A 15,577-nucleotide genomic window follows, 5' to 3' on the forward strand; every position below is an offset into this window, starting at 1 on the left:
TTAACCAAAAGCAATGAGTAAAGAAATTTCAAAACGTTACGCGCAAAGAGGAGTGTCTGCCGGAAAAGAAGATGTGCACAATGCGATTAAAAATGTAGATAAGGGATTGTTTCCGAAAGCATTTTGCAAGATTGTCCCCGATTATTTAACCGGTGACGAAAACCACTGCCTTATTATGCATGCCGATGGGGCAGGAACAAAGTCTTCTTTAGCATACGCATATTGGAAAGAAACGGGCGATCTTTCGGTTTGGAAGGGAATTGCACAAGACGCACTCATTATGAATATTGATGACCTGCTATGCGTTGGTGCGGTAGATAATATTATGCTTTCTTCGACTATTGGAAGAAATAAAAACTTAATTCCGGGCGAAGTTATTTCGGCGATTATTAACGGTACGGAGGAGCTAATTTCAGAAATGAAAAATTTTGGAGTTATTATTCATTCCACAGGGGGCGAAACAGCAGATGTGGGTGATCTTGTGCGTACAATTATTGTAGATTCTACAGTTACTGCGCGTATGAAGCGAAGTAATGTTGTGGATAACGCAAACATAAAACCGGGCGATGTTATTGTAGGTTTGGCTTCTTTTGGGCAAGCTACTTATGAAAAGGAATACAACGGCGGAATGGGTAGTAACGGATTAACTTCGGCTAGGCACGATGTGTTTGAAAAATACTTAGCAACTAAATATCCCGAGACATTTGATGCCTCTGTACCTTCAGAATTAGTTTATTCCGGTTCAAAAAAATTAGACGATGTTGTTGCCGAGAGCCCATTGAATGCTGGAAAATTGGTGCTTTCGCCTACCAGAACGTATGCTCCCATTATTAAAGAAATTCTTGCAAACTTTAGTACTACCGAAATTCACGGAATGGTGCACTGTAGCGGTGGCGCACAGACAAAAATTCTTCATTTTGTTGATGATCTCCACATTATTAAAGACAATTTATTTGATGTTCCGCCATTGTTTAAACTTATTCAAGAAGAAAGTAAAACGGATTGGAAGGAGATGTATCAGGTTTTTAATATGGGACATAGAATGGAACTTTATGTGCCAGAGAAAATCGCAGATGCTATTATAAAAATTTCAAAATCGTTTAATGTTGAAGCACAAATTATAGGTCGCGTAGAAGGCGCAACTTCAAAAAAATTGACAATTAAATCTTCGGTGGGAGAGTTTCAATATTAAATCTAAAAAGAATATAGCTAAAGTTGAAGCCGTTTTCGGTTAAAGTGAAAATTTGGATTCCCCAGTTTATTTAGGTTAGCTCCTGTTTCAAATTTAGTAACGCCCAGTGACTATTTTCAAATTTCATAAATAAAATTACCTTCAAAATTGAAAGTGGTGCAATTACACCGTTTCGGTTAAAAATTGTAAATTTGCACCCATTATAAAATCTCTATGACAGACAGGCTTCAAATAATAAAACAACGTTTTGACGAGGTGAGCGACCTCATTATTCAACCAGATATTATTAGCGACCAAAAACGCTATATTCAGTTGAACAAAGAATACAAAGATCTACGAGTTTTGATGGATAAACGATCGGAATACTTAGAACTTACAGCTAATATTTCTGAAGCCGAAGAAATAATTGCAGATGGTACCGATGCCGAAATGGTAGAAATGGCCAAACTGCAATTAGATGAAGCTAATACCCGTTTGCCTAAACTGGACGAAGAAATAAAATTTCTTTTAGTACCAAAAGATCCGGAAGACAGCAAAAATGCGGTAATGGAAATTAGAGCCGGAACCGGCGGCGACGAAGCCAGTATCTTTGCAGGAGACCTGTTAAGAATGTATACCAAATATTGTGAAAGCAAAGGTTATAAAACCAATATTATAGACTTTAACGAAGGAACTAGTGGTGGCTTTAAGGAAGTTCAGATTGAAATAGAAGGCGAAGATGTTTATGGTACCCTAAAATTTGAAGCTGGCGTTCACCGTGTACAGCGGGTTCCGCAGACCGAAACCCAGGGTAGGGTTCATACGAGTGCAGCCACTGTAATGGTTTTTCCCGAAGCAGAAGAATTTGATATTGAAATAAACCCAAAAGATGTGCGTGTAGATTTCTTTTGTTCCTCGGGACCGGGCGGACAATCAGTAAACACAACCTATTCTGCCGTACGATTAACCCACGTTCCAACTGGAATTGTGGCACAGTGCCAAGATCAAAAATCGCAACATAAAAATAAGGAGAAAGCGTTTAGGGTACTTCGCTCCAGATTATACGATATGGAACTGGCCAAAAAGCAAGCTGAAGATGCATTAAAACGCGGTTCAATGGTTACCAGTGGAGACCGTAGTGCAAAAATTAGGACCTATAATTATTCACAAGGTCGTGTTACCGATCATCGAATAAACCTTACGTTGTACAACCTCGGAAATATTATGAATGGTGATATTCAAGAAATAATTGATGAGCTTCAACTGGTAAGTAATACTGAAAAATTAAAAGAAACTGGCGAAACTTTTTAAGGTTTTGATATTCTGAAATACAGAAAGATGACTACAGATAAATTAATTTCAGAAATTAGAAAAAAGAATTCTTTTCTTTGTGTTGGGTTGGATGTAGATCTTGATAAAATTCCGAATTTTCTTTTAGAGGAAGAAGATCCCATTTTTTCGTTCAATAAAGCTATAATAGATGCCACGCACAATTACGCCGTTGCATTCAAGCCCAATACCGCGTTTTACGAAGCCTATGGAATTAAAGGCTGGAAGTCTTTAGAAAAAACCATAAACTACTTAAACCAAACGTATCCTGAAATTTTTACCATTGCCGATGCAAAACGCGGCGATATTGGCAATACATCTTCCCGTTATGCAAAAGCTTTCTTTGAAGATTTAGGTTTCGATTCGGTTACGGTAGCGCCCTATATGGGCAGGGATTCGGTAGAGCCTTTTCTGGAATTTAACAACAAACACACCATTTTACTAGCTCTTACGTCAAATGAAGGTGCTTATGATTTTCAAACTAAAAAAATTGAAGGCGAAACTGTTTATACTCAGGTTTTAAAAACTTCAAAAAACTGGAAAAACAGTGAAAATTTAATGTACGTTATTGGTGCCACTAAAGCAGAACATCTTGCTGAGGTTCGCAAAATTGTTCCAAATAGTTTTTTATTGGTTCCGGGAGTAGGGGCGCAGGGAGGGAGCTTAACGGAAGTCTGTAAGTACGGAATGACCCCTGATATTAGTTTGTTAGTAAATTCTTCCCGAGGAATAATTTACGCTTCAAACCAATTAAATTTTGCAGAAGCTGCTGCCGAAGAAGCGAAAAATATCCAGCTGCAAATGAAGGCTATTTTAGATGGAATTCGTTGATCAACTTAATAGAACCATAAAACTTTCCAAAACGCCCGATCGCATAATTTCATTGGTGCCATCCCAAACCGAATTATTGGTAGATCTCGGTTTGCGCGAACGTATTGTAGGCATTACCAAATTCTGTGTACATCCCGAATACTTAAAGAATGAAAAAGCGATAGTCGGTGGTACAAAACAGGTAAATATTGAAAAAATTAAATCGTTGCAGCCCAATATTATTATCTGCAATAAGGAGGAAAATACTAAAGAAATGGTTTCGGAATTGGAAAAAATTGCACCCGTTTGGATAAGCGATATTGAATCCGTTTCAGATAGTTTGGACTTTATTACGCGGATGGGTGAAGTGTTTAAAGTAGCTACAATTGCATCCGAAATTATTTCAAAAATTAATTGCGAACTAAGGCATCATCAAGAATTTGCAATCGATTTGGATACTAAAAAGGTACTTTATCTAATTTGGAAAGGACCGTATATGGCTGCTGGACGAGGAACATTTATAGATAGCCTTTTGCATATTAATAATTTTGAAAATGTATTCTCGCAAAACCAAGTTCGCTATCCTCAAGTGGAGCCTGCGGATTTTAGAAAGGCAGATTTAATTTTGCTTTCTACGGAACCCTATCCTTTTAAGAAAAAAGACGTGCAAGCTTTTAAAAACGAATTTGAAAAGGAAGTTAAATTGGTAGATGGAGAATATTTTAGTTGGTACGGTTCACGCTTAATACAGGCATTTAAATATTTTAAAACGCTGCATTAATTTTATTTGTCGGCGTGCATAATTGAAAGGTACTGTATTTCCTGTAAAAGTTTATCGGCTTGTTGATGCGCTTTTTCACTTTTTTCAGGATTTTTTACTGACAGCTCAAAAGAACGTTTCATTAGTGATCGGTAGCGTTCTTTTAATAATTCAATTCTAGTTTTTCTTCGAAATAGATTATACACAACGTCAAAATTTAATAAGCAAAGATAAGGCTGCTAATGATAAGTTTCTACTAATAAGAGGTTAAGGCTTTCATAAAGTATTGCTTTAAAAGGCATTAGACGGGAGCTAATCCTGCAATGCAAATACTTGTCTTAGTAGGGTCGTGGTTCTTGCAGCAATATTGTTGCGAATGTCTTTTTCCTCAATGCTAATCATTTTATAAACGCCATTTAAAGCTTCGTTTGTAACGTAATCCGTAAGATCTGGGTTAACCTTTGCAACAAAGGGTACAGCATTGTAACGGTTAATAATATTGGTCCAGATTTGATCTGCACCAACCTTTGAAAAAGAACGTTTTATTACTGGATTAAATTTTGCGTATAACGCAGTATTAGTACGCTGCTCTAAATAATTGGTAGCTGCATTGTCAGGACCTAATAAAATATTTTTTGCATCGGTAAATGTTATTTGTTTTACGGCAGTAACAAAAATGGGGGTTGCCTCCTTTACCGCATCTTCTGCGGCTCGGTTTAAAGCTTTTATGCCTTGGTCTGCCAAACTACCCAAACCTATATCTCTGAGTGTTTGATCAACTTTCTGTAATTCTGCAGGCAACATTATTTTCACCAATTTATTGGAATAAAAACCGTTTTCTTTTGTGAGTTTTGAAACTTGCTTTTCAATCCCGAAATTTAAGGCTTGTCGTAAACCGCTGGCAATCATAGTAGGATCTGTGCCGGTTTGTGTTGGAAGGGTGTTAACCACTTGTTGCAATTCTGCACAAGATATTAAAACGAAGAAGGAACAAAATAGAAATGCTTTTTTAAAAACCATGAGTACAGCGTTAGGTGAGTTTCAAATATAAAAAAGCCCTTCAATTTTGAAGGGCTCTTTCTATAAAAATTTATAAAGATTCTTATTTAAGAACTTTAACTGTTTTTGTAGCATTACCGATAGTTACTTGAACCATGTAAGCTCCAGAAGCAAGACCGCTCATGTCAACTTTAGGAGAAATAACACCAGGTTGTTGAGTAAGAACTACTTTTCCTAATACATCGTAAATAGTTACATTGTCAACAGCAGTTTTAGTGCTAATGTTCAATACATCTTTTACTGGGTTAGGATACACACTGAAAGAACCAGCAGCGAAGTCTTCAACTCCAGCTGAAGCAGTTTTAAATAAAACATCGTCTAAGTAATACTGATTGTTTGCATCGATAGAGAAAAAGTCAACACCACCTAGGTTACCACCTGAAGTATAGAAATCTCCATTGTAGATTTCAGTACCATCGATAGACATAACAACAGTGTCAGTGTCTAAATCGATCATGTGTGTAAGTTGGAACCAGAAATTTTCTGGGTAAGTAAATGTAGATACAATGTTCGCAGGGTTTGCATCATCAACAACATAACCTGTACCAGGAGTAAGGTTGTCCATGTTAAAGTGAACGTTAAGACCCCAGATTCCTCCAGAAGCTCCTGTATCTTGATCTTCTTGGAAATTATAGTATCCTGTTTTTCCTCCAGGAACATACATATACCAAGTTAGCTCGTATTGACCAGAAGTTTGATTTCCTAATAACAACATAGCATCCTGAACACCATCATCACCGATGTAACCTGATTGTGAACCAGAATATGCTTGGTCTGTAGTAATTACTAAATCTTCTGGGCCAGCAGCGCCGCTCCAGTTAGACCAATGGTCTTCATGAACAGGACCGGTTGAGTAACCTTCCATGTCATCATTGATTATTTGTTGGGCGTTCGCACTAAATGTAAAAGCTCCTATTGCAAAAGCTAATAAGTAAATTTTTTTCATAATGTTAAGTTTTTAAATTGTTTAATATTGATGCTGCAATATACAAAATTATTAAAATAACCCAATAGATTTTTGTTTTTTTTGTGATATCAATAGCGTTCTTAAGTATTATGTTCGTTAAGATTTAACTAAATTTGCAATTCATAAAATTATATAAAATACAATGGAGAAGGTAAATCCCTATAAACCAAAATATAAAGTGCGAATTGTAACGGCAGCTTCGCTATTTGATGGCCATGATGCAGCCATCAATATTATGCGCAGAATTATTCAATCTACAGGAGTGGAGGTTATTCACTTAGGCCATGATAGGAGCGTGGAAGAGGTTGTTAACACGGCTATCCAAGAAGATGCAAACGCAATTGCCATGACTTCATATCAAGGTGGGCATAACGAGTACTTTAAGTATATGTATGATTTATTGCAGGAAAAGGGTGCTGGCCATATAAAAATTTTTGGCGGCGGCGGCGGCGTTATCCTGCCTTCAGAAATTAAGGAGTTAATGGATTATGGTATCACCAGAATTTACGCTCCTGATGATGGTCGGGAATTAGGCCTTCAAGGAATGATTAATAATCTGGTAGAATTGGCTGATTTTCCCATAGGTGATGCATTAAACGGAGAAGTTGAAAAGTTAGCCAACAAAGACGTTGGGGCAATAGCTCGAATTATTTCAGCAGCCGAAAATTTTCCGGAAGTTGCGAAGGCTGCGCTCGATAAAATTCATTTAAAAAATAAAAAGAGCGCTACCCCGGTTTTAGGAATAACCGGCACAGGAGGCGCTGGAAAATCTTCGTTGGTAGATGAATTGGTCCGTAGATTTTTAATAGACTTTCCAGAGAAAACCATTGGTATTGTTTCCGTAGATCCTTCCAAAAGAAAAACTGGCGGTGCTTTGCTGGGAGACCGAATTAGAATGAACGCTATTAATTCGCCACGGGTATATATGCGCAGTTTGGCAACACGGCAGAGCAATTTGGCACTTTCAAAATATGTTTCGGAAGCCATCCAAATTTTAAAGGCTGCGGAATACGATTTAATAATCCTCGAAACATCCGGAATTGGGCAAAGCGATACCGAAATTATTGAACACAGCGATGTTTCACTTTACGTAATGACCCCCGAATTTGGTGCCGCCACCCAACTGGAAAAAATTGACATGCTCGATTTTGCAGATTTGGTAGCGATTAATAAATTTGATAAACGCGGTTCGTTGGATGCATTGCGCGACGTAAAAAAACAATACGTTCGCAACCATCTGTTGTGGGATACTCCGCAAGACGAGCTTCCGGTTTACGGCACCATTGCTTCGCAGTTTAACGATCCGGGAATGAATAAACTTTATAAGGCAATTATGAAGAAAATTGCTGAAAAAACCAAAGCCGCGTTACACAGCGATTTTCATGTTTCGGAAGAAATGCAAGAAAAGGTTTTTGTTATTCCACCTGCGCGTACACGCTATCTTTCTGAAATATCCGAAAACAATAGAAGCTATGATAAAAGAGCTGAAGAACAAGCAGAAGTAGCCCAAAAACTCTATGGAATTTATAAAACCATTGAAAGTATTTCTGCAAAACAGCCGCAACTTGATAAAGCGGGTATTGTTTCAGAATCGTTTGAGAATTCAGAAAAAAACAAAGATCTATTAAAATTGTTATTAGCTGAATTTGACCGTGAAAAATTAAATTTAGATCCCTATAACTGGGAAGTTATTACCGGATGGGAAGAAAAGGTTAATAAATATAAAAATCCTGTATATAGCTTTAAAGTGCGGGGGAAAGAGATTAATATTAAAACCCATACCGAATCGCTCTCCCATACACAAATTCCGAAAGTTGCTTTGCCGAAATACCAAGCGTGGGGCGACATTTTAAAATGGGTGCTTCAGGAAAATGTACCGGGAGAATTTCCTTTTACCGCGGGACTGTATCCTTTTAAAAGAACGGGTGAGGATCCTGCAAGAATGTTTGCCGGTGAAGGAGGGCCAGAACGCACCAATCGTCGTTTTCATTATGTAAGTATGGGCTTGCCTGCAAAAAGACTTTCCACAGCTTTTGATAGCGTGACACTTTACGGGAACGATCCAGATTTAAGACCCGATATCTATGGAAAAATTGGAAATGCCGGGGTGTCAATTTGTTGTTTGGACGATGCCAAAAAACTGTATTCAGGTTTCGATTTAAGCCATCCGATGACCTCGGTAAGTATGACGATTAACGGGCCTGCACCCATGTTGTTGGGTTTTTTTATGAATGCCGCGATCGATCAAAATTGCGAAAAGTATATTCAAGAAAATAATTTGGAAGATGAAGTTGAAAAGAAAATAAATGCCATTTACAAGCAAAAAGGTATTGAACGTCCTAAATATCACGGAAAACTTCCAGAGAGTAATAACGGTTTAGGGCTAATGCTTCTCGGAGTAACTGGCGATCAAGTTTTGGATTTAGACGTTTACGATAAAATAAAATACGAAACCTTACAACAGGTACGTGGCACCGTACAGGCAGATATTTTAAAAGAAGATCAAGCACAAAACACCTGTATTTTTTCAACTGAATTTGCACTTCGGTTAATGGGCGATGTACAGGAATATTTTATTGAGAAAAAAGTTAGAAACTTCTACTCGGTATCAATTAGTGGGTACCATATTGCCGAAGCTGGTGCAAATCCGATTACCCAGCTGGCTTTTACACTTGCAAATGGTTTCACTTACGTGGAATACTATTTGAGTCGCGGAATGGATATAAACGAGTTTGGTCCAAATCTGTCGTTTTTCTTCAGTAATGGAATAGATCCCGAATATGCGGTTATAGGGCGTGTTGCCAGAAAAATTTGGTCTAAAGCAATGAAGGAAAAATACGGCGCAAATTCTAGGGCGCAAATGTTAAAATACCACATCCAAACCTCGGGCCGTTCCTTACACGCACAGGAAATAGACTTTAACGACATTCGTACCACCTTACAGGCTCTGTACGCTATTTACGATAATTGCAATTCATTGCACACTAACGCGTACGATGAGGCAATAACCACCCCTACCGAAGAAAGCGTACGCCGCGCCATGGCGATTCAGTTAATTATTAATAAAGAATTGGGATTGGCCAAAAATGAAAACCCAATTCAAGGTGCTTTTATTATTGAAGAGTTAACAGATTTAGTTGAAGAAGCCGTTTTAAAGGAATTTGATAGTATTACCGAACGCGGGGGTGTTTTGGGAGCCATGGAAACCATGTACCAACGCAGCAAAATTCAAGAGGAAAGTTTGTATTACGAAACATTAAAACACAATGGCGATTTTCCAATTATTGGGGTTAATACTTTTTTAAGCAGTAAAGGATCGCCTACCGTTCTTCCAGCGGAAGTAATTCGTGCCACCGAAGATGAAAAGCAGGTACAGATTGAAACCTTGAAAAGCCTTCATAAAATGTATCAGGATCAATCGGTTGATGTTCTAGAAAAAGTAAAGACGGCAGCTATCCATAATGAAAATATGTTTGAGCAATTAATGGACGCTACCAAAGTATGCTCATTGGGGCAGATAACCGAAAGTCTTTTTGAAGTAGGAGGGCAATATAGGCGAAATATGTAAAGAAATTTCATAAACACGACAAAAATACGTATATTTGTGTCAAATGTCGTGAATATGAAAAATCAGCAAAATTCGTCCGATGTAATTTTAGTGAAAGAGCCTGAGGTTTTCTATTTACTCGATAATCCTTTTGATAGAATAGTTAGCGTTTTAGGAGGTATTGGGCAAGTAGGGCAGGCCGTTAACAGCGATATAGATCTTATCATCATAACTCGAAAAGGTTTACCCAAAAGTGTTGTGTACTCTATTTGTGAAGTATTGGGCATATCCATGGATAGATTGAGCGATTTGCTACATATTTCGCATCGTACCTTACAACGGAAAAGTGATACCGATCTTCTTGGGGTTTCAGCATCTGAACAGCTTTTTGAGATTGCTAAATTAGTTTCGGAGGGTATACGTGTTTTTGAAACACTCGAAGATTTTAGAAATTGGTTACATTCCAAACCTTATATATTTAAGGGTCAGCAACCCTTAGATTTTTTAGATACACGGTTTGGAATTCAATATGTGAAAAATGTGCTTGGTCGCATTGCCCACGGAATCCCTTCTTAATCGTGCGAATATACCGAATCACCAAAACCGAATATATAGACGATTTTTCCGGTGAAGGAGCCAGATTGTATGGCGGTAGATGGAATTTGGTGGGTGACCCGGTAATCTATTTCTCGCAAAACCTCTCCCTGAGTTTGCTAGAGATTATTGTTCATGTAGAATTTGCCAAATTGCCTATGGGCTATTCTTTTATTGAAGCAGAAATTCCAGATGAATTTATAAAACCTATTAAGTCTTTAGATTTTATTAAACCAAAATGGAGTTCCGAAGGAGCAGAAAAACAAGTGCAAATGTTGGGTTCCACTTGGCTAAAACGTCAGGAAAGTTTGGCATTGCGTGTGCCCTCCGCTATTTTGGGGCTGGAGCACAATATTCTAATAAATCCAACCCATAAAGACATTGAAAGCATTAAGATTATAAAAAAGCAGTCGTTGGATTTTGATCCGCGCTTAATTAGATAAATGCGTGGTAATTAGTCATCTTCTTAAAAATCTAAATAGTCAAGGGGATAAAAAGAAATGTCGTCATACGGGTCTTCATCATTATAATTTATGACTAACAGATTAAAAAAATACCGAAGTAAATCAACGCTACAGAGTTAATCTCCAGGTATGTTGAAGTTTTCTGAATTTTTTCAGCTCTTTTCGAAGTAATGGTAAAAAATCCTTCCCGTTGCTATTTACTCTCTCCAAACGTTCGCAATTTTTATAGAGCAAGTTTGATAAACGCATTACGGAAGCCGCATATTTGTGTTTTTCCTCAGAAAATGGCTGGCTTTCGGCTTTCAAAATTTCTGGTCCGAGCGAAACGGACTGTTGCACAATATCGCCGGTAAAATATATGTTGGGATCTTCTGCGCCATTTTTGTGAAGATGCGCTAAATCGTGACTGAGATATGATGAAATATTTCTTGCCAATGAGAATATATCTAACGCTTTGGCATAAACAGCCGATTCTGAATTTTTACCAAATGAAGGATAAGACATTTTTTATTTTTCTTTTTAAAGCGAATCAAATTTAAGAACTATGTAGCGCATTATATAATCGATATTAAGGTAAAAGCGTATATTTGGTTTAATAATTAAATATTATTTTAAAAATAGTTTAAAATGAGCATTGATGTTTTAAATTGGAAAATTTTGAATTGTTTGCAAAAAAATGCACGCCAGCCCAACACCGAAATTGGTAGGCAAGTGGGAATTAGTTCGCCCGCAGTTTCTGAACGAATTAGAAAAATGGAAGACTCCGGAATTATTACGGGCTATTTTACTGTGGTTTCGCCTTTTGAAGCCGGATATCAGTTTAAAGCAATTATTACACTCCGTGCATTCATGGGAAAACTGAAACCTTTTCTGGAAATTGTAAAAACCTACGACGAAGTGTTAAATTGTTACCGGATTACCGGAAATGAAAATATTGTGATGGAAGTAGTTTTAAAAAATCAAAAACATTTAGAGTCGTTTATAGATCAACTTATTATCTATGGCGAAACAAAAACGCAAATTGTTCTCTCTCACGTGGTTAAAAACAACAACATAAAAATGCTTAAATAATCTGTTTGTTAAATTCAAAACAATTAGATTCATTTTAAGAGATTACTGTTTTTAAAAGGAATATTTTAGTTGAAAATTAAACTACAAATTGCAATGAAAAAATATACCTTTTCTTTTTTAATAGCAACTATTACAACAGCGCTTCTAGGATTTACAGGTTTGGAGTTTCCAGGAGATAAAATTGTGCGCATATTGTGTTTGTTCGCTAGTATTGGGTTAATGATTTCATGTTTAGATGCGGTAATTATTTCGCGTAGGCAAAAGCGTTCTAAAAATTAAGCTACATTTTAAATTGAAATTATACTTTACCAACCTGCGATTTTTTTAACCTAAAGTAGAGCCAAATCGTCAATAAGGCGATAATAAGCAGAAAACCTGAAAAGACCGTCCATGTGTTAAAGTACCCAACGCTATTAACTAGGTTCATCCCCCCGTTATGACCTATTAAATGGGCGAAACTAAAACTCATACTGTACAAACCCATATAGCTGCCTTTTCGGCCTTTTGGTGCCATTTCTAACGCGAGGGCATTGGAAAATGGAAATCCAATCATTTCTCCAAACGTCATCAACAACATGGCTACTACCAAAATGCCGCTCCAGCTAGTTAAATTTAAAACCAAAAAGCTTAGTCCTAAACATAAAATCCCCCAAAAGGTAGCCATGGTTTTTGAAATTTGTTTTCTGTCTAGCCACGAAATCAGGGGCATTTCAAATACTACAATGGTAGCACCATTTATAAATAATAACCAGCCAATAACATCTTCAGACAGAAAATGAACCTGCTCATAATATATGGGCATTACTGAAAAATATTGAACAAATGCCAGACTATTGGCAATCATAATTACAAAAAACAAAATAAAAAGCTTGTTTAGATAGGGCGGAACGCCTTCTTTTACAAGAGTAGTTTTTTCTGTGATTGTATTTTTTTGTTTTTTTGGTTGTAAAAGAACAAACACTCCAAGAGCAGCCATCATACACGAAAGCCCATCTATCCAAAAAAGCGATGTATAATTAAGATTTGCAATTATAAGACCGCCAACCAAGGGCCCAATAGAAAATCCAAGATTTATCGCCAACCTTATCAAGGCAATACATCTGGTAATATTTCCTGGTTTACTGTAGGTGTCTGCGGCAACAAATATTGCAGGTCGGCCTGCATCGGTCATTAGGGTTAAAATAAATATGCCGATACAAAAACCATAAAAGGTATTTATAAATTGTAATAATACAAACCCTATGCCTCCTAGAAACAGGCTCATAAGGATTACTTTGTAAAAGCCAATGGTGTCAGTTAATTTTCCTCCAATATACGTACCCGCTAAGGAACCAAGTCCGAAACAAGACATAATCCAACCCACCTGTGGCAACGTAAAACCTTCAACATTTACAAGGTATAACGATAAAAATGGAATTACCATTGCGCCCGCACGATTAATAAATGTAACCAATGATAATAGCCAGATTTCGCGCGATAGGCCGCGAAAATTTGCTACATAACTATTATACATCTTTTTCATACGTGGTTCTATAAAACTAAAACGTCCCGGGAATGGCCGGGACGTTTTTATATTGAAAAATTTTATCTTTACTTAAGATCAATACATACATCGCCGGTATTTCTTTCTAGAAATGACCTGGTAGGTGCGGCAAGTATATGCAGAATGGTTCATATGTTTTTAAATATGAATCAAATGTAGTGAAAAATAATATTTCATAACAAAAAGGAAGCACTAATTGTCTTTTTTATATTTTTACTAAAAACTACAGATGAAGGGATTTCAAATATTTTGCTGTTTCATTTTAATAAGCGTTTCAATTTCAGCGCAAAACAACAGTGCGATTTCAGAAAGTAAAGCGGAACAATTAAAGTTAAATGAGGAATTTAGCAATCCCGAAACCACTATTTTGGAGCCCGAGGATTTTGAGAAATTTGCAGGATTGGAGTTTTATCCCATTGAAGAAAAGTTTATCGTTACGGCCAAATTTGTTCGCACACCAAATGAAAAACCATTCTTAATGCCAACTACTACTTCCCGTACGCCGGAATACGTAAAATACGGCGAAGCACATTTTAATATAGACGGAAAGGATTTTGTTTTAAACCTTTTTAAAAATGTAATGCCTTATGATGAACCTGGTTACGAAGATTATCTTTTTCTTCCGTTTACCGATTTAACCAGTGGTAACGGATCTTACGGCGGGGGCAGATATGTTGATCTCCGAATTCCAGAAGGAAATTCGATTGTTATAGATTTTAATAAAGCGTATAATCCGTATTGTGCGTACAGCGCGCGTTATTCGTGCCCGATTCCGCCAAAGGAAAATGATTTATTAATAAGAATTGAAGCGGGTGTAAAGGATTTTGGAAAACATTAAAAAAACTTTGCCACCCACATTCCCAAAAAAACCATTGCAAAACCAACTACAAAGCTTGCCATAGTATAAAGTGCAAAGGAAATAAAATCGCCTGCTTTTAAAAATAGATGGTTTTCATAAGCAAAGGTTGAAAATGTTGTGAATCCACCACAAAAACCTGTGGCCAAAAACAGAACGGTATTCTGTGATAGCGTTTCGTTTTTTAAGGCAACCCCTAATATTATTCCAATTAATAAACTTCCTAAAATATTGGCTGCTAACGTCCCGTATGGTATGCCGGTTTCATAGCTGTTTAAATATTTGGCTAGCCCGTATCGCAATGTGCTTCCCAAACCACCACCAATAAAAACCAAAGCGAGCTGTTTCATTTACAATCCTAATTCTATGGGTTGGGCAGAAGAAATTATTGGGATGTATATTTCGGTCACCCAATTGGCTGGATTAGGTACTTCTTCGGGATCGGTAACGTAAACTTCAAACATTTTTCGGGTGGTGTCTATTTCATGTCCGTTTTCAGTAATGTACTGTCTTCCTTTTAAATAAGCTTCTGAAAGATGTTCATAATTTCCTTTTAACGAAATCTTTATTGTTGTAACAGGATCCATAAAGCCGCATACTACGGGACTGCCTTCGGGAGTAATAACTTGTTCCTTCACCGGAATACCCGCCGAAAAAATTACGGTATTGTTAGCGTTGTCTATTTCGTTGTAGATTGTAAAAGGATTCCCGGCCATGTTTAAATTGTGCTGCTTTACAAATTTGAGTACTTCGTTCATTAACAGAGTCATTTTTTCGTTTACAGCATCTTGTTTGGCAACAGTTGTGGTGTACATATAATATCCGCCACCATATTGGGTTACGCCATCTACGTTTATGGAATACTGTTTTATATCTTCGGCTACTTCTTTTGCAATTGCATCAAGACCTGTTTTATTCATTTTGTGCATTGCTGCTTCAAAATCGAAACCGCTTAGCGCGTAATATACTTTATCTATTAAGGGGTGTTCGCCTTTCATTCCCCAGGTAACTTTTGTGCCTTCTTCCACTTCTTCAAATGTCCAATACACTTTATTTTTGCGTTCGCCTGCCGGAGTTTGCAATGTTAAATCCTGAGCTATTTCTTTATTGGGAATGACCTTGGTGGTAGTCATGGAGCCGCTCATGTTGCCTTCCCAAGAATAGGAAGCGCCTTCGCCAGAAGTTTTTTCGGCATAGGTAAAGGTAATGGTGGGATCTTCCTTTTTCCATGGCCCCCATTCTTCCCAACTCTTATAATCGTTTACCTTGTTAAAAACCACCTCGGGTGGCGCGGCAATTACTTCAGAATCCTGAATATTAAAAGTTCCGTCTTGCGTGCCAAAATAAATTGCGCTTCCGATAATTACTATAAGAAGTAGAAAAAATAAATACTTTAAAATTTTCAT

17 protein-coding genes are annotated in these 15,577 nt (G+C 37.2%); 10 read left to right on the forward strand and 7 right to left on the reverse strand.

Features of this window, described 5'->3' with window-relative positions; genetic code table 11:
- The first annotated feature begins 13 nt into the window (after positions 1-13).
- The 4 genes from VZD24_RS08400 (at position 14) to VZD24_RS08415 (ending at position 4,091) form a co-directional block, all read left to right on the forward strand.
- Positions 14-1,192 carry an AIR synthase related protein gene (locus VZD24_RS08400; RefSeq protein WP_342687398.1) on the forward strand — a complete coding sequence of 393 codons (1,179 nt, stop codon included), beginning with the start codon at positions 14-16 and terminating at the stop codon, positions 1,190-1,192.
- A gap of 213 nt (positions 1,193-1,405) precedes the next feature.
- On the forward strand, positions 1,406-2,482 hold the full coding sequence (gene prfA / locus VZD24_RS08405) for a peptide chain release factor 1 (RefSeq protein WP_279447137.1): 1,077 nt from the start codon (positions 1,406-1,408) through the stop codon (positions 2,480-2,482).
- Between the two features lie 27 nt (positions 2,483-2,509).
- The gene (pyrF, locus tag VZD24_RS08410) at positions 2,510-3,331 is read left to right on the forward strand and encodes an orotidine-5'-phosphate decarboxylase (RefSeq protein ID WP_342687399.1); all 822 of its coding nucleotides are present in this window, start codon (positions 2,510-2,512) and stop codon (positions 3,329-3,331) included.
- Positions 3,318-4,091 carry an ABC transporter substrate-binding protein gene (locus VZD24_RS08415; RefSeq protein ID WP_342687400.1) on the forward strand — a complete coding sequence of 258 codons (774 nt, stop codon included), beginning with the start codon at positions 3,318-3,320 and terminating at the stop codon, positions 4,089-4,091. Before pyrF ends, VZD24_RS08415 begins: the two co-directional genes overlap by 14 nt.
- A gap of 2 nt (positions 4,092-4,093) precedes the next feature.
- On the opposite strand, the gene VZD24_RS08420 is transcribed toward VZD24_RS08415, so the two are convergent.
- The 3 genes from VZD24_RS08420 to VZD24_RS08430 all read right to left on the reverse strand — a co-directional run bounded on the left by VZD24_RS08420 (position 4,094) and on the right by VZD24_RS08430 (position 6,075).
- Complete coding sequence (locus VZD24_RS08420) at positions 4,094-4,276, reverse strand: Lacal_2735 family protein (RefSeq protein ID WP_279447140.1); 183 nt, start codon at positions 4,274-4,276, stop codon at positions 4,094-4,096.
- 106 nt (positions 4,277-4,382) lie between these two features.
- Entirely contained in the window at positions 4,383-5,090 is a 708-nt protein-coding gene (locus tag VZD24_RS08425) for a DUF4197 domain-containing protein (RefSeq protein WP_342687401.1), read from the reverse strand.
- An 82-nt stretch (positions 5,091-5,172) separates the two neighbouring features.
- Positions 5,173-6,075: a T9SS type A sorting domain-containing protein gene (locus VZD24_RS08430; RefSeq protein WP_342687402.1), complete on the reverse strand. Its 903-nt coding sequence runs from the start codon at positions 6,073-6,075 to the stop codon at positions 5,173-5,175.
- A 163-nt stretch (positions 6,076-6,238) separates the two neighbouring features.
- Here VZD24_RS08430 and VZD24_RS08435 point away from each other — a divergent pair, with 163 nt between their 5' ends.
- Genes VZD24_RS08435 through VZD24_RS08445 form a run of 3 tightly spaced genes read left to right on the forward strand, consistent with a single transcriptional unit; the run spans position 6,239 to position 10,680 of the window.
- The gene (locus VZD24_RS08435; protein WP_342687404.1) at positions 6,239-9,664 is read left to right on the forward strand and encodes a methylmalonyl-CoA mutase family protein; all 3,426 of its coding nucleotides are present in this window, start codon (positions 6,239-6,241) and stop codon (positions 9,662-9,664) included.
- 54 nt (positions 9,665-9,718) lie between these two features.
- Positions 9,719-10,219, forward strand: a complete 501-nt coding sequence (locus tag VZD24_RS08440) for an Xre family toxin-antitoxin system antitoxin (RefSeq protein WP_279447144.1) — start codon at positions 9,719-9,721, stop codon at positions 10,217-10,219.
- Positions 10,220-10,221: 2 nt separating this feature from the next.
- Positions 10,222-10,680 carry an RES family NAD+ phosphorylase gene (locus VZD24_RS08445; RefSeq protein WP_279447145.1) on the forward strand — a complete coding sequence of 153 codons (459 nt, stop codon included), beginning with the start codon at positions 10,222-10,224 and terminating at the stop codon, positions 10,678-10,680.
- A 129-nt stretch (positions 10,681-10,809) separates the two neighbouring features.
- Here VZD24_RS08445 and VZD24_RS08450 read toward each other — a convergent pair whose 3' ends face one another.
- Positions 10,810-11,205, reverse strand: a complete 396-nt coding sequence (locus tag VZD24_RS08450) for a hypothetical protein (protein ID WP_279447146.1) — start codon at positions 11,203-11,205, stop codon at positions 10,810-10,812.
- 123 nt (positions 11,206-11,328) lie between these two features.
- Here VZD24_RS08450 and VZD24_RS08455 point away from each other — a divergent pair, with 123 nt between their 5' ends.
- A complete protein-coding gene (locus tag VZD24_RS08455; protein WP_279447147.1) occupies positions 11,329-11,772 on the forward strand; it encodes an Lrp/AsnC family transcriptional regulator in 444 nt (147 codons plus the stop codon).
- Between the two features lie 93 nt (positions 11,773-11,865).
- On the forward strand, positions 11,866-12,051 hold the full coding sequence (locus VZD24_RS08460) for a DUF1328 domain-containing protein (RefSeq protein WP_279447148.1): 186 nt from the start codon (positions 11,866-11,868) through the stop codon (positions 12,049-12,051).
- Positions 12,052-12,070: 19 nt separating this feature from the next.
- Here the strand turns inward: VZD24_RS08460 and VZD24_RS08465 are convergent, their stop codons facing one another.
- Entirely contained in the window at positions 12,071-13,294 is a 1,224-nt protein-coding gene (locus VZD24_RS08465; protein ID WP_342687406.1) for an MDR family MFS transporter, read from the reverse strand.
- Between the two features lie 250 nt (positions 13,295-13,544).
- Between VZD24_RS08465 and VZD24_RS08470 the strand changes: the two genes are divergently transcribed.
- Positions 13,545-14,153 carry a DUF1684 domain-containing protein gene (locus VZD24_RS08470; RefSeq protein WP_342687407.1) on the forward strand — a complete coding sequence of 203 codons (609 nt, stop codon included), beginning with the start codon at positions 13,545-13,547 and terminating at the stop codon, positions 14,151-14,153.
- On the opposite strand, the gene crcB is transcribed toward VZD24_RS08470, so the two are convergent.
- A complete protein-coding gene (gene crcB / locus VZD24_RS08475; protein WP_279447151.1) occupies positions 14,150-14,521 on the reverse strand; it encodes a fluoride efflux transporter CrcB in 372 nt (123 codons plus the stop codon). The genes VZD24_RS08470 and crcB overlap by 4 nt on opposite strands.
- Positions 14,522-15,577 (reverse strand): SRPBCC family protein, encoded by a 1,056-nt coding sequence (locus tag VZD24_RS08480; protein WP_342687408.1) that lies wholly within the window; start codon positions 15,575-15,577, stop codon positions 14,522-14,524.

It is taken from the genome of Aequorivita flava (assembly GCF_038742595.1).
Classification (GTDB): Bacteria; Bacteroidota; Bacteroidia; order Flavobacteriales; family Flavobacteriaceae; genus Aequorivita; species Aequorivita marisscotiae.

What these genes read in the sequence shown, in the direction of transcription:
- VZD24_RS08480 (WP_342687408.1), bottom strand. Translation starts at nt 15,577, where the DNA reads ATGAAAATTTTAAAGTATTTATTTTTTCTACTTCTTATAGTAATTATC.
- VZD24_RS08415 (WP_342687400.1), top strand. Translation starts at nt 3,318, where the DNA reads ATGGAATTCGTTGATCAACTTAATAGAACCATAAAACTTTCCAAAACG.
- VZD24_RS08435 (WP_342687404.1), top strand. Translation starts at nt 6,239, where the DNA reads ATGGAGAAGGTAAATCCCTATAAACCAAAATATAAAGTGCGAATTGTA.
- VZD24_RS08460 (WP_279447148.1), top strand. Translation starts at nt 11,866, where the DNA reads ATGAAAAAATATACCTTTTCTTTTTTAATAGCAACTATTACAACAGCG.
- VZD24_RS08450 (WP_279447146.1), bottom strand. Translation starts at nt 11,205, where the DNA reads ATGTCTTATCCTTCATTTGGTAAAAATTCAGAATCGGCTGTTTATGCC.
- VZD24_RS08430 (WP_342687402.1), bottom strand. Translation starts at nt 6,075, where the DNA reads ATGAAAAAAATTTACTTATTAGCTTTTGCAATAGGAGCTTTTACATTT.
- VZD24_RS08455 (WP_279447147.1), top strand. Translation starts at nt 11,329, where the DNA reads ATGAGCATTGATGTTTTAAATTGGAAAATTTTGAATTGTTTGCAAAAA.
- prfA (WP_279447137.1), top strand. Translation starts at nt 1,406, where the DNA reads ATGACAGACAGGCTTCAAATAATAAAACAACGTTTTGACGAGGTGAGC.
- VZD24_RS08470 (WP_342687407.1), top strand. Translation starts at nt 13,545, where the DNA reads ATGAAGGGATTTCAAATATTTTGCTGTTTCATTTTAATAAGCGTTTCA.
- crcB (WP_279447151.1), bottom strand. Translation starts at nt 14,521, where the DNA reads ATGAAACAGCTCGCTTTGGTTTTTATTGGTGGTGGTTTGGGAAGCACA.
- VZD24_RS08425 (WP_342687401.1), bottom strand. Translation starts at nt 5,090, where the DNA reads ATGGTTTTTAAAAAAGCATTTCTATTTTGTTCCTTCTTCGTTTTAATA.
- pyrF (WP_342687399.1), top strand. Translation starts at nt 2,510, where the DNA reads ATGACTACAGATAAATTAATTTCAGAAATTAGAAAAAAGAATTCTTTT.
- VZD24_RS08440 (WP_279447144.1), top strand. Translation starts at nt 9,719, where the DNA reads ATGAAAAATCAGCAAAATTCGTCCGATGTAATTTTAGTGAAAGAGCCT.
- VZD24_RS08465 (WP_342687406.1), bottom strand. Translation starts at nt 13,294, where the DNA reads ATGAAAAAGATGTATAATAGTTATGTAGCAAATTTTCGCGGCCTATCG.
- VZD24_RS08400 (WP_342687398.1), top strand. Translation starts at nt 14, where the DNA reads ATGAGTAAAGAAATTTCAAAACGTTACGCGCAAAGAGGAGTGTCTGCC.